General features: G+C 67.0%; 10 protein-coding genes and 1 tRNA gene. 8 read left to right on the top strand and 3 right to left on the bottom strand.

The window, feature by feature from the left end:
- Positions 1-168: 168 nt before the first annotated feature.
- Positions 169-2,277, top strand: coding sequence for a phosphoglycerol transferase I (locus XarjCFBP7645_RS19505; RefSeq protein ID WP_104538751.1), 2,109 nt, complete (start codon positions 169-171; stop codon positions 2,275-2,277).
- 689 nt (positions 2,278-2,966) lie between these two features.
- Here XarjCFBP7645_RS19505 and XarjCFBP7645_RS19510 read toward each other — a convergent pair.
- Entirely contained in the window at positions 2,967-5,474 is a 2,508-nt protein-coding gene (locus tag XarjCFBP7645_RS19510; protein ID WP_181126393.1) for a DUF3772 domain-containing protein, read from the bottom strand.
- A 268-nt stretch (positions 5,475-5,742) separates the two neighbouring features.
- Here XarjCFBP7645_RS19510 and XarjCFBP7645_RS19515 point away from each other — a divergent pair, with 268 nt between their 5' ends.
- Positions 5,743-6,084: an HPF/RaiA family ribosome-associated protein gene (locus tag XarjCFBP7645_RS19515; protein ID WP_104538753.1), complete on the top strand. Its 342-nt coding sequence runs from the start codon at positions 5,743-5,745 to the stop codon at positions 6,082-6,084.
- Between the two features lie 164 nt (positions 6,085-6,248).
- Here the strand turns inward: XarjCFBP7645_RS19515 and XarjCFBP7645_RS19520 are convergent.
- A tRNA-Arg gene (locus XarjCFBP7645_RS19520) sits at positions 6,249-6,325 on the bottom strand.
- 233 nt (positions 6,326-6,558) lie between these two features.
- On the opposite strand from XarjCFBP7645_RS19520, the gene ubiA reads away from it, so the two are divergent.
- Positions 6,559-7,464 carry a 4-hydroxybenzoate octaprenyltransferase gene (ubiA, locus tag XarjCFBP7645_RS19525; protein WP_104538754.1) on the top strand — a complete coding sequence of 302 codons (906 nt, stop codon included), beginning with the start codon at positions 6,559-6,561 and terminating at the stop codon, positions 7,462-7,464.
- Between the two features lie 115 nt (positions 7,465-7,579).
- On the opposite strand, the gene XarjCFBP7645_RS19530 is transcribed toward ubiA, so the two are convergent.
- Positions 7,580-8,305 (bottom strand): ComF family protein, encoded by a 726-nt coding sequence (locus XarjCFBP7645_RS19530; RefSeq protein ID WP_181126394.1) that lies wholly within the window; start codon positions 8,303-8,305, stop codon positions 7,580-7,582.
- Between the two features lie 49 nt (positions 8,306-8,354).
- On the opposite strand from XarjCFBP7645_RS19530, the gene bioB reads away from it, so the two are divergent.
- The 5 genes from bioB (at position 8,355) to bioC (ending at position 13,672) form a co-directional block, all read left to right on the top strand.
- Positions 8,355-9,389, top strand: a complete 1,035-nt coding sequence (gene bioB, locus XarjCFBP7645_RS19535) for a biotin synthase BioB (RefSeq protein ID WP_104538756.1) — start codon at positions 8,355-8,357, stop codon at positions 9,387-9,389.
- Positions 9,390-9,486: 97 nt separating this feature from the next.
- Positions 9,487-10,692 carry an 8-amino-7-oxononanoate synthase gene (gene bioF / locus XarjCFBP7645_RS19540; protein ID WP_104538757.1) on the top strand — a complete coding sequence of 402 codons (1,206 nt, stop codon included), beginning with the start codon at positions 9,487-9,489 and terminating at the stop codon, positions 10,690-10,692.
- 237 nt (positions 10,693-10,929) lie between these two features.
- Positions 10,930-11,691 (top strand): pimeloyl-ACP methyl ester esterase BioH, encoded by a 762-nt coding sequence (gene bioH / locus XarjCFBP7645_RS19545; RefSeq protein ID WP_053046026.1) that lies wholly within the window; start codon positions 10,930-10,932, stop codon positions 11,689-11,691.
- Between the two features lie 43 nt (positions 11,692-11,734).
- Positions 11,735-12,517, top strand: coding sequence for an SDR family oxidoreductase (locus XarjCFBP7645_RS19550; RefSeq protein WP_053054285.1), 783 nt, complete (start codon positions 11,735-11,737; stop codon positions 12,515-12,517).
- Between the two features lie 270 nt (positions 12,518-12,787).
- Positions 12,788-13,672 (top strand): malonyl-ACP O-methyltransferase BioC, encoded by an 885-nt coding sequence (gene bioC, locus XarjCFBP7645_RS19555; protein WP_053046027.1) that lies wholly within the window; start codon positions 12,788-12,790, stop codon positions 13,670-13,672.
- Positions 13,673-13,697 lie beyond the last annotated feature (25 nt).

A 13,697-nucleotide genomic window follows, 5' to 3' on the forward strand; every position in this document is an offset into this window, starting at 1 on the left:
GATCGTGAGCGCACGCGTTGCGGCAAACGCTCGACGCCAACAAACATTTCAGTCAGCTTCAACGCGGCATAGTCTGTCATCCGGGCGTCACATTGAGTGTGGCGCACAGGACATGGCGGGCAAGGCGTCCGGTACGCGCTCGCATCATTCCCCCACGGACGCTGCCGCATGCATTGGATGTTGCTGTTTTCGCTGTTGCTCCTGCTTTGGCTATTGGTCGCCTCGCCGCGTCTGGCGTGGCTGAAGGCCGGTCTGTTGTCGTTGCTGCTGCTGTTGCTCAGTGCCTGGGGCCTGGTGGATCGGCTCAGCGGCGACGGCATCAATGCTGCCACGCTGTATCACCTGCGCGCGGACATGGACGGTGCCGGCGTCAGCGATTTCTCCGGCTATATCGCCGTGTTTATCGGCATGGTGCTGCTGTCGCTCAGCCCGCTGGTATTGCTCAGGGTGCAACGTTTTCGTCGCCCACGTGGAGGCAACGCGGTGTTCGGCGGCTTCGTGGCGATGTTGCTGGTGAGCATTGCAGTCAGCCCCTTGTACCGCGATGGCAAACGCCTGTACTACCAGTTGCGCCCGGTGGATTACGCCACCGTGGTACCGGAATATCTGGTGCCGCAGCAGCCCCTGCAGAAGCGCAAGAACATCGTGTGGATCTACGGCGAGAGTCTGGAACGCACCTATTTCGACGAAGACGTGTTTCCCGGCCTGATGCCGAACCTGCGCGCGCTGGCCGGCGAGGCGGTGGACGTGCGCAACCTCACCTCCACCGAGGGCAGCGGCTGGACCATCGCCGGCATGGTCGCCTCGATGTGCGGCGTGCCGCTGACCACCGCGCCCGGCGATGAGAACAGCATGGGCCGCATGGGCCTGTTCCTGCCGGAAGCGCGCTGCCTGGGCGACTATCTCAAGGACCAGGGCTACCGCAATCACTATGTCGGTGGCGCCGATGCCAGCTTTGCCGGCAAGGGCAGTTTCCTGTCCAGCCATGGTTTTGATGTGGTGCACGACGTCGGCTACTTCCGCGACAAGGGCGTGGCGCCAAAACACTTTTCCGCCTGGGGCGTGCACGACGATGTGCTGCTGGACGATGCCTGGGACAGCTTCCAGACGCTGTCGCGCGCCGGCCAGCCGTTCATGCTCACCACGCTGACCATGGACACCCACCATCCTGCCGGACACCTGCCGCTGGCGTGCAAGGGCCAGCACTACGACAGCGCGTTGGGCGATATCGGTTTGCTGCATGCGATCAAGTGCAGCGACCGGCTGATCGGCGAGCTGGTCGCGCGCATTCGCAACAGCCGTTATGGCAAGAACACCATCATCGTGATCGCCTCCGATCACCTGGCCATGCCCAATGATCTCAGCGATGTGCTGGCCAAGCAGAAACGCGAGAACCTGCTGCTGTTCCTGGGCAAGGACATCGCCCCGCAGCAAGTGGTCACGCGCGCCGGCAGCACGCTGGATTCGGGGGCGACGCTGTTGCAGTTGCTGGAGCCGGGCATGCGCACGCTGGGCTTCGGCCGCTCGCTGCTGGCCCGCGATGCGTCCCCCAGCGCCAGCATTGCGGCCAGCCGCGACAGCGGCAAGGACTACCCGCGCTATCTCGCTTACGCACGCACGCTATGGACCGGGCGCAGCACCCGCATGCTGCGCATCAACGGCAATGGCGATGTGGTGGTGGGCGTGCAGCAGGTGCGCCCGCCGGTGTTGCTGGAATACGACGACGACACCAATCTCAAAACCGTCTATCTTGAAAACACCTCGCGCCAGTTCGACCGCACCCGCACCGAGGGCACGCTGGCGTATGTGGATCGCTGCACGGCGCTCGAGGACGGCTCGGCCGATGGCGACTGGTGCGCGCTGGTGGTCGACCGCCACCAGAGCATGAAGCTGTACCGCGACCCGGACCTGACCCGCGGCATCGCTGTGGACGCGCCGCTGGAGGCCAGCCAGCAAGGCCCGCGTCCACGCGTGCGCCAGCCGATCATGCTCACCCAGGCCGCGCGCAAGACCGAGGCCGGGCGTTACATGCTGGAGCTGTACGCCAAGCGTCGGCCCACCCGTGCCTTCTGGGTGGAGGCAGTCTCGTCGGAGCGCAAGGTGGTGCTGGCCCAGCAATGGGTGGTGCCCGATGCGGCCGGTCGCATCCGCATGCCGGTGGGCCTGGAACATGCGGTGGACGATCTGGAAATCCGCGCCTGGCTGGACTACACCGAAGACGTCAGCGTGGACGACCTGGCCCTGGTGAAGCAGACCCAGGTCGCCGATCGCTCCTGAGTCTGGCCGCCATTCGGGTCCTAGGCCGGGCGATTTGGATGAGGCAAAGGCAAAGGCAAAGGCAAAGCCCAAGAGCAACGTCGAAGCGTGCGATCTGTGGCCTGGCTGCCGGGTCCCCGCCCGCCCACCATCGCGGGACACGCCGCAAGTACGTCCGTGTAGGCTCTTACGCGGCATCCATGCCGCGTAAGGTCCCGCGACGGCGGGCGGGCAAGGACCTGTCGGGATGGTCGGTGTGCATGGCGCAAGCAAAGCAGGACGTGCGTTGTTCGGATCACTGTGCGTCCGACCGGCGTCTCGTCGAAAACCAAGCAGAAACAGGTTTCAACACGCGGCTACAAATCTCTCATCTGCCTAGTGCCATGCAAACCGGGCAACACGCTTTCAAAAAAGCAGCCGAGCGACTTTCTGGTGCGGTGTCCTTACCGCTTGCGGGACCCTTGGCGGCATGGATGCCGCCACGGAGCCTCCACGGACGGATTCACGGCGTGTCCCGCAAACGGTGAGGGCACCGCACGCTCGACCAACCACGCTTTTGACCTAAGCGTTTGACCGTATCTAAACAACGCCAACACTCGAAATCCCGGTTGTTTGGAACGGTTGGACGGTTCGGATAACTCAGTTGTAGCGCGGCAGATCCGAAGCCCCACTGCAGCGCCCTTTCCAGCGCACGGCATCCACGCGCCGACTCAATCTTCCGATGCAGGTGTGCCATCGGCTGGATCGCGCGCCACCGCAGCACCTGCACGGCTGAAGCGGATTTCCTGCGGCGATTGCAACGCAATGCCCACCGTTTCCATCCGCTGCAACAGCGCAAAGAACAGCTCGCTGCGCACCCCATACGAATCGCGCGGGCTGCGCACATAGGCGAACGAATTGAAATTGACGTGCCCGCCGGCCAGCGAATCGATGAACACCGAGGGGGCAGGATCGGCCAGCACCTTGGTGTGCTCAGCGAACAGCTCCAGCAGCATGTCGCGTACCTTTGCCACGTCGGTTTCCAGCGGCACCGAGAACTGCAGCTGCACCCGCCCCATCGGGTTGGACAGGGTCATGTTGCGCACGCTCTTGGTGATCAGTTCCGAGTTGGGCACAATCAGGGTGGAGCGGTCGCCGACCTGGATCTCGGTCGCCCGCACGCTGATCTTGCGCACGTCGCCTTCCTGGTCGCCGATGCGTACCCAGTCGCCGATCTTCACCGGCCGCTCGGCCAGCAGGATCAGGCCCGACACGAAGTTTTGCGTGATCGCCTGCAGACCGAAACCGATACCCACCGACAGCGCGCTCAGCACCAGCGCAAGCCGCTTCAGATCCAGGCCCAATGCGGTCAGTCCCCACACCACCACGATCAGCCAGCCCAGATAGCGCGCCACCGTACTGATGGAATTGCGCGCACCGTCATCGAGCTCGGTCTTGGGCAGATAGGTGTTGAGCAACCATTGCTGCACCACGTGCACCAGTCCCATGCCAAGCAGGAACACGCACAACGCCCTGAACACATCGCCCGGGGTGATCACCAGCTCCTTGCCGATGGTGATGCCGTGGGCGATGTTCTCCGCCCAGTCGGTAACCACGCTGATGTTGGCGCCATACGGCGTCAGCAGCACCGCGATGCCCAGCAGCACCAGCAGCACCCGGGTCGCCGCCGATATCAGCAGCCCGAGCTGCACCAGGCGTCCGCTGCCGATGCTGAGCGCATGCGACAACGCCCGGCTGAAGCGTCCGTCCGGCTTGAACAGCCAGGTCATCAGATCGTCGGCAAAGACGACCAACACGCCGAGCAGACTGCACACCAGGGTGATCCAGATGATCTGCCGCTCCACGAACAACGCCAGATTGAGATAGCCGAACAAGGCCGCGATCAGCGCGAAGATCACGGCCAGATGGCCCAACAGGCGGATCAGCACGATGAAGCCGCCACCGCGCGAGACCACCGGCGGCGGCGCGTCGCCGTCCGGATCGGCCACCCCGGCATTTGCTGCATGCGCGCGCAAGGAAAGACTCAGCCCGGCCAGCGCCGACAGGATCAACCCTGCGTACAGCAACGCGGCCAGTGCATCGGTGGCGGTGATCAACGCGGGACTGCTGCCGGCCACCTCGTTGACCTTCATCGCCATGCCGCTGAACCAGATCACTGCCGCGGTGGCCAGGCAATGCACGCGCAGGCGGTCGACGGTGGCATCGTCCAGCGGGAACAGGCGCCAGCTGGGCTGGTGTTTCATCAACAGGCTGGCACTGAGCGAACCGACGAAGGCAGCCACCACACTGACGGCGATAAATCCGGTCAGCAGTTGGTCCAGATCGTCGGGCAGCTCGCCGAGCGCGCGGATACCTTCGACCAGCACGAATGCCGCAACCCCCAGGCTCAGCGTGCCGACCAGCAGAAACCACAGTGCCAGCCCCGAGCGTCGCAGGCGTCCACCCGGCGCACGCGAGGCCGCATAGCGACGCCCCAGGTGGCGCAGGAAGATGCGCAGCGGGAGTGCCAGCAGCAATGCCACCACGGCACTGGTGATCAGCCCGCCCACGCCGTTGGTTGCGACGCCTGCCTGCAGCATCTGCACCGTCTTGTCGGACAACGCCCGCAGGCGCGCACGATCGTCTGGCCATTGCTGCCCGATCTGATTCCACAATGTCGGCGACAACGGCGAGGCCACTCGCGTGGAAAGCTTCACGTTGAAGCGTTGCACGCGCTCGCGTTCGAGCCGGTCGGCCAGGTCCTTGGCATTGGAGACCAGCAGCGTGGCCCGGATGAACTCGGCATTGAGCTGATCGCGCTCCTTGATCAGCGCCCTGCGCTGTTTTGCCAGGTCGGCCGGTTCGTTCTGCGCCGCGACACCGAGCCCCTCCAGTCGCCCGTTGAGATCTTTGAGCGGTTGCTCCAGCGTGCGGACCAGATCCTGCGCCTGTCGCTGCGCGCCGGCGACATCGTCGGTCAGCTTGCCGAGCTGCTCGGTATCGGCCTGCTCCATGCCCGCGTCGGCCTGGGACAACACCTTCTGCATGCTGTCGAGCTGAGTCTGTGCGTTCTCCAGCAGCGTGTCGTCGTCCTGCGCCACGGCGGCGCCCACGCACACCATCCACAACGCGACCAGCAACAGCACGCGCTGCAGTACGCCGCGATGGGCACCCGGGGCAACTCGGTATTTAGACACAGGCAGACATCGGACAGGCGCAAACCAGCGCGGTGCGGGCATCTTAAGCCACTGCTTCCAGCCAGGCAGATCGAAGCTGCCGCGAGGGTTCAGCCTGGCAAAGCTCGCCAGGAACGATTGCCACCGTGCGATTGGAGGTTTTTCCGCGATCCAACCTACAGTGCCGGCCGTTGCAGTGGGCATGCCTGCCGGACATTCCGACCTGCGCATGAACGCGGTGCAGCTTGTCACCTTGCGGCAACGGTGCGCTGTCGCAGAATCGAGTCACCGCTACGACAGACGCAGCGGATGACCGCGAAGGAGACACTCTATGCAGATTCAGATCCAGACCGACAAGCACGTGCCGCATGACCCCTCCGTCGTGCAGCATGTCGAGAAGACCTGCTCCGCCCAGCTGGCGCATTTCGCCAACGACATCACCCGCGTCGAGGTGCATTTGCGCGATGAAAATGGCCAACGCGGCGGCGCGGCGGATCGAACCTGCAGCATCGAGGCGCACGTCGCCGGCCTGCCGCCGATCGCGGCCACCAATAGCGCCGACACCACCGCCTCGGCGGTCACCGGCGCCGCGCGCAAGTTGCGCACCGCCATCGAACACGCGCGCGGCAAGCAGCACGCCAAGGCCACCACACCGCCGCCGGAAATGCTCTGATCCGCGCCTCGGCAGGGTGGCGCCAGGCGCCCCCCGCCAACCGATGCACCGGGTGGCATCGCAGTGCAACGACGTGTCGATGCGCGAGCCGGCGTCCAGACCCTGATCCAGAAATGCCATCGGCCCGCTGCAGTGTCACTGCAGCGGGCCGATGTGCCTTGATCTGGTGCGCCCGGAGGGATTCGAACCCCCGACCAATGGCTTCGGAAGCCACTACTCTATCCGGCTGAGCTACGAGCGCCTGGTCGGGCATTATGCCAGAACCGCCGCCGCGCGCGTGACAGCCGCATTGCGGGCCTGCCGAACGGCTGTTGGGCACCACCGGGCTGCCGAGCGGGGCTCAACCCGGATCCAGCGTCCGTACAGGCCAGCATGGCACGACGTCGTAGAGCCGCCTGACAGGCTGGGCGATGCCTGGCTCGATCATTGACCAGCGCATGACCGCAGCCGCGCCGCGCTGCTACCCTTTGCAACATGAGCAAGCATGGCATTGAACAGCTGCCGACAGCGCCCGCGCTGACCCGGCCGCAGCGGCTGGGGCAGTACTGGAAATTGGTCCGAGGCGATCGTCCGATCGGCAGCCTGTTACTGCTGTGGCCTACCTGGTGGGCATTGTGGCTGGCCGCCGGTGGCCTGCCGCCGCTGTGGACGCTGTTCGTGTTCACCGCCGGGGTCTGGCTGACCCGCTCGGCCGGCTGCGTGATCAACGACTATGCCGACCGCTGGCTGGACCCGCACGTGGAGCGTACCAAGTCGCGCCCGTTGGCCACCGGCGCGGTGTCCGGGCGCGAGGCGCTGTGGGTGTTTGTGATGCTGATGCTGGTGGCATTCGCGCTGGTGCTCACGCTCAACTGGCTGACCGTGGCCCTGAGCGTGCCGGGCGTGTTCCTGGCCGCCAGCTATCCCTATCTCAAGCGCCACACCCACCTGCCCCAGGTCTATCTGGGCATGGCCTTTGGCTGGGGCATCCCCATGGCCTTCGCCGCGGTGCAGGGCAGCGTGCCATTGCTGGGCTGGCTGCTGTATGCGGCCAATATCCTCTGGGCGACGGCCTACGACACCTGGTATGCGATGGTCGACCGCGAGGACGACATCCGCATGGGCAGCAAGTCCACTGCCATCCTGTTCGGCAGGTTCGACCTGATCGCGCAGGGCCTGCTGTATGCAGCGATGGTTGCGGTGCTGGCACTGGTCGGCCTGCGCGCCGGTCTCGGCACCGCGTACTGGGCGGGACTGGGCATTGCCGTGCTGCTGGTGGCCTACGAGTTCCGCCTCGCCCGCCATCGCGAACGCGGCCCCTGCTTCCGCGCCTTCCTGCACAACAACTGGGTCGGCCTGGCGATCTTCGTCGGCATTGCCGCGGCCCTGGCGGTGCGCTAACGCGCAGGCAGGTAAATCGCCCCGGTTTAAGTCCCTCTCCCGGCGGGAGAGGGGTTGGGGTGAGGGTACGGGCGAAGCCCCATGGCGCAGCTCACACTCCGTAGCCCACCCAACCTCACGGCACCCGCGCGCACACCCACGCATCCACCCGGTGCACCCCCGCGCGCCGCAATGCCTGCGCGGCCGCATGCAGCGTGGCGCCAGTCGTCATCACGTCGTCCACCAACGCCACATGCGCCGGCAATGCGCCCCGCGCGATGAAGGCATCGCGCAGATTGCGCTGGCGCTCGGCCGCATCCAGCTCCGATTGCGGCGCAGTCGCACGCACGCGGCGCAACAACGGCAGGCAGGGCAAGCGCAGCGCATGGCCCAGCGGTTTGGCCAGCTCAAGCGCCTGGTCGTAGCCGCGCTGGCGCAAGCGCTGCCGGTGCAGACTCACCGGCACCAGCGCCTGCGGACGCGGCAGGCCTGCACAACGTCTGGTCATCAACTCGCTGAGCAAACGCCCGGCAGCCAGATCCTGATGAAACTTGAAACGCCGCAGCAAGCCATCCACCGGCCAGCGATAGGTGAAACACGCATGCACGCACTGCAGCGGTGGCGGATGCTGCAGGCATTGCCCGCACAGCAGCGCGTCATCGAAGGAATCCAACTGCATTGCGCAACACCGGCAGGCGTGCCGGTGATCCGGCAACGCGGCGCGACACGACGGGCACAGATCGCAATCGGCGCTGCCTGCTTCCGCGCACACCAGGCACCTGCTCGACAGCAGCAGCCGCAACACCCGGTGCGGCCACCTGTAAACCGAACGCACCTCATCGAAGTTGACAGCTTCTCCCATGCTCACCAGACTGCCTGGCTTCCAAGCCGCTGACTGTCAGGAAACCCCGATGTCTGTTGTCGTACGCCATGACTGGGATCGCAAAGAGCTGCAGGCGCTGTTCGATCTGCCGTTTCCGGAGCTGCTGCACCGCGCCGCCAGCGTGCACCGCGCCCATTTCGATCCGGCGCAGGTGCAAGTCTCCACGCTGCTGTCGGTCAAGACCGGTGGCTGCCCGGAAGACTGCGCGTACTGCCCGCAGGCGCAGCGCTACGACACCGGGGTGACGGCGCAGAAGCTGATGGAGACCGAAGAAGTCGTCGCCAAGGCACGCCAGGCCAAGGCCGCCGGCGCCTCGCGCTTCTGCATGGGCGCGGCCTGGCGCTCGCCCAAGGAGCGCGACATTCCCAAGGTTGCCGCGATGATCCGCGAGGTCAAGGCGATGGGCCTGGAAACCTGCGCCACGCTCGGCATGCTCGACGCCGGCCAGGCGCGCGCGCTCAAGGACGCCGGGCTGGACTACTACAACCACAATCTGGACACCGCGCCGGATTACTACGATTCGATCATCCACACCCGCCAGTATCAGGACCGCCTGAACACGCTGGAGCACGTGCGCGATGTCGGGCTGAAGACCTGCTGCGGCGGCATCGTCGGCATGGGCGAAACGCGCGAGCACCGCATCGGCCTGCTGCTGGCGCTGGCTACGCTGCCGGCGCATCCGGATTCGGTCCCGATCAACCAGCTGGTCCAGGTTGCCGGCACCCCGCTGCACGGCACCCAGCAACTGGATCCGTTCGAGTTCGTGCGCATGATCGCGGTCGCCCGCATCACGATGCCGCATTCGATGGTGCGCCTGTCCGCCGGCCGCGAAGCGATGAGCGACGAACTGCAGGCGCTGTGCTTCCTGGCCGGTGCCAACTCGATCTTCTACGGCGAAAAACTGCTCACCACCGGCAACCCGGACACCGAACGCGATCAGGCCCTGTTCCAGCGCCTGGGCCTGCGCCCGATGCAGATCACCGTCGACGCTGCCGACCACGACCACCCCGGCACCGTGCATGCGGAGATCACCCGCAACACGGCCTGCGAGCACGCTGCCTAACCGCGAATCGAGCGCCCGGCACCGATCGTCGGTGCCGGCTGGGCGCGCCAAGCGCGGCAGGCTACGCTAACGGCCCTTTCTGTCGTTGAACGCTCCCATGGCTCGCCCCGATCTTCACGAACGGATTTCGTCGCTGCGCACATTGCGTGTGGCCCAGGAACGGGTGCGGGTGCGGCGGCTGGTGGGGCGTCGCGATGGCGTGCGGCTGGAAGTCGACGGCCGCTGGCTGACCGGTTTCTGCTCCAACGATTATCTGGGCCTGTCGCAACAGTTCGAAGTGGTCGCCGCGTTGCAGGATGCCGCCGCGCGCGATGGTGCCGGCGCCACCGCCTCGCATCTGATCTGCGGCCACCACACCGCGCACGAGACGCTGGAGCGCGAGATCGCCGACTGGCTCGGCTATCCGTCGGCGCTGCTGTTCGGCAGCGGCTTCATCGCCAACCTGGCGGTGCAGCAGGCCTTGCTCAGCGAGGACGACGATGTCTGCGTGCAGGACCGGCTCAACCACGCCAGCCTGCTCGATGCCACGCGCCTGGCCGGCTGCCGGCTGCGCCGTTATCCGCATCTGGACGTGGAAGGCGCGATGCGCCAGCTCAAGGGTTCGCCAGAGGGTGCGGCGATGCTGGCCAGCGACGGCGTCTTCAGCATGGATGGCGATGTCGCGCCGCTGCGTGCGCTGAGCCTGGTGGCGCGCATGCAGCAGGCACTGTTCTATGTCGACGACGCCCATGGCGTGGGCACGCTTGGCCCGCAGGGGCGCGGCTGCGTTGCCGATGCCGGACTGGGCGTGGCCGAAGTGCCGCTGCAGCTGGTGACCCTGGGCAAGGCGCTCGGCGGCTATGGCGCGGTGGTGGTCGGCGATGCAGCGCTGGTGCGTCATCTGGCCGAAACCGCGCGCCCCTACATCTACACCACCGCGTTGCCACCGGCGCAGGTCGCTGCGACGTTGGCAGCCGTGCGGCTGGCGCGTCGCGACGATTGGCGGCGCGCCAAGCTGGTCGAGTCGATCGGCAGTTTCCGCGATGGCGCACGCCGGCATGGCTTCGAGCTGATGGCCTCGGATACGCCGATCCAGCCCCTGCTATGCGGCGAAGAAGCCACGGTGATGGCGATGTCCGCCGCGCTGGAACAGGCCGGCTTCCTGGTCGGCGCGATCCGCCCACCCACCGTGCCCGAAGGCAAGGCGCGTCTGCGTGTGACCCTGTCCGCGCTGCATACGCCGCAGCAGGTGCAGGCCTTGATCGAGGCCATCGTGCAGGCGCGCGATGAGATCAGCCGGCAACCGCTGCGTGCGTCTGCCTGAGGGCGACGATTAAGACGGTTGTGCAATAGCCGCGCGACGGCGGCCTGTGCTCGACGTGGCAGTGTCCGCGTCGTTGATGTGAGCAGATCGCTACTGTCGGTGCGGTCCTGCGTGTCCGCAACCGGCTTGCGCGTGCCGCGCAGATCGGCCCCACGCGCAGCGCAGGCTGGCGCAAGACACCTTGCGCCGCACACGCCGACCCATGCGCCGGTCAGCGCCATCAGCGACAATCCCCGCATGCATATCGATGTCATCGGCCACGGGCCTGCGCTGGTTCTTCTGCACGGTTGGGCGTTGCACGGCGGCGTGTTCGCGCCGTTGGTGGAACGCCTGGCCGCGCAGCATCAACTGCATCTGGTGGATCTGCCCGGGCACGGTTTCAGCCGCGACGACAGCACGCCGCTGGCGCTGCCGGACGTGGTTGCCGGCATCGCCGCCGCCACGCCGCCGGCGGTGTGGGTCGGCTGGTCGTTGGGCGGGCTGTTCGCGCTGCATGCCGCGGCCACCCAGCCCAAGGTACGCGGACTGGCGATGATCGCGGCCACGCCGCGTTTCGTGCGTGGCAACGGTTGGCCCGACGCCGTCGAGCGCGAGGTGTTCGTGCAATTCGGCCAGGACCTGGCGCGCGATTATCGCGGCACGCTGGAACGCTTTCTGGCGCTGGACACGCTGGGCTCGGCGCATGCCCGCGCCGAGTTGCGCAGCCTGCGCGAGACGCTGGTGGCGCGCGGCGAACCGGCGGCCGCAGCGTTGCAGCAAGGTCTTGGCCTGCTGGAACGCAGCGACCTGCGCCGCGCGCTGCCGCAGCTCGCACGCCCCAGCCTGTGGATTGCCGGCCAGCGCGACCGGCTGGTGCCGGCGGCCGGCATGCAGGCGGCCGCGGCGCTGGCGCCGCACGCGCAGGCATTGACCATTGCCGGTGGCGGGCACGCACCGTTTCTTGGCCACGCCGATCAGGTCGCCGAGGCGCTGCAACGCTTCGTTGCGTCCGTGCCGTGAGCGAATCGTCGATCATGCGGCATCGCTGATCGAGGACACACGCATGGACCTGGGAATCGCCGGGCGCTGGGCACTGGTATGCGCCGCCAGCAAGGGCCTGGGTCTGGGCTGCGCACGCGCGCTGGCCAGCGAAGGCGTCAACGTGGTGATCGTCGCGCGCGGCCGCGATGCCCTGGAGCAGTCCGCCGAGGCGTTGCGCGCGCTGCCGGGTGCCGGCGACGTGCGCAGCGTGGTGGCCGATATCGCCACCCCGCAGGGACGCAGCGATGCCCTCGCCGCCTGCCCGCAGGTGGATATCCTCATCAACAACGCCGGTGGCCCGCCGCCCGGCGATTTTCGTCAGTGGGACCGCGACGACTGGCTGCGCGCACTGGATGCCAACATGCTGGCACCGATCGAGTTGATCCGCGCCAGCGTCGATGCGATGCGCGCACGGCGCTTCGGCCGCATCGTCAACATCACCTCCAGTGCGGTGAAGGCGCCGATCGACATCCTGGGCCTGTCCAATGGCGCGCGCGCCGGCCTCACCGGCTTCGTCGCCGGGCTGGCACGCAGCACGGTCGCCGACAACGTCACCATCAACAATCTATTGCCCGGCCAGTTCGCCACCGACCGCCTGCGCGGCAACTTCGCGGCGATCGCACAACAGCAAGGCAGCAGTGCCGACGACGTCGCCGAGCGCAAGCGTGCGGGCATTCCGGCCGCACGCTTCGGCGAGCCGGACGAATTCGGCGCGGCCTGCGCCTTCCTGTGCAGCGCACAGGCCGGCTACATCACCGGGCAGAACCTGCTGATCGACGGTGGCAGCTATCCCGGCACGTTCTAGAGCGCATCCACTACGCCGATGGTTGTGGACAATGCGGTGGCCAACGCGCTCTAGGCGGACGTTGCGGGCCGATGTTGTGGCAACTGCGGCGGACGTTCCGGTTGCTTCAGCCACGACGCCCTCGTCGAGGCGCCTTGCCGGTCCATTGCGTTCGCCATGCAGTCGCTGGCGAACCGACCGCTTGCAATGCTCCGGGCCGATTGCTGGTCCGTACCCCACCACCCATAGCGATTCCCTCCGCCCCGGCCACAGGCGACAATAGCGCCGCTCATGACTAGTACTTTCGACCCCCGCCACGTCCGGCGCGCCTTCGCGCGTGCCGCCAGCAGCTATGCCGCCGCCGCCGCGCTGCAGCGCGAAGCGCAAGCGCGCCTGCTCGAATCGCTCGACTACCTGGGCGACCAGGTGCCCAAGGTGGTGCTGGATGTCGGCGCCGGCCCCGGCCACGCCAGCGGCGCGATCAAGAAGCGCTGGCCCAAGGCGCAGGTGATCGCGCTGGATCAGGCCATGCCGATGCTGCGCCAGGCGCGCAAGGCGGCGAGCTGGTGGAAACCGTTCGCGCAGGTCTGCGCCGATGCACGCGCCTTGCCGGTGGCCGACGGCAGCGTGGATGTGATCTTCAGCAACCTGTGCCTGCAGTGGGTGGAAGACCTGCCGGCGGTGTTCGCCGGCTTCCGCCGCGCGCTGCGGCCGGGCGGCTTGTTGCTGTGCTCCACCTTCGGCCCGGAGACGCTGATCGAATTGCGCGAGGCCTTCGCCCAGGCCGACCCGGCCCCGCACGTCAGCCGCTTCCCGCCGATCGCCCAGTTCGGCGATGCCTTGCTGATGTCCGGCTTCCGCGACCCGGTGCTGGACCGTGACCTGTTCACGCTGACCTACAGCGACCTGCCCGCACTGATGCGCGAGCTGCGCGCGATGGGCGCCACCAACGCGCTCAGCAATCGCCGCGCCACCCTGACCGGACGCGGCCGCTTTGCCGCCGCCAGCGCCGCCTACGAGCCCTTGCGGCGGCCCGACGGCACGTTGCCCAGCTCCTGGGAAGTGATCTATGCCCATGCCTGGGCACCGGCGCCGGGCGCGCCCATCCGCGAACAGGGACACGACGTCGCCAGCGTGCCGGTGGCCTCGATCCCGATCCGCCGCCGCATCGACTAGCGGCGGTGCAGATCGCCGGCAGCAA

The sequence above is a fragment of the Xanthomonas arboricola genome (assembly GCF_002940665.1).
GTDB lineage: Bacteria > Pseudomonadota > Gammaproteobacteria > Xanthomonadales > Xanthomonadaceae > Xanthomonas > Xanthomonas arboricola_B.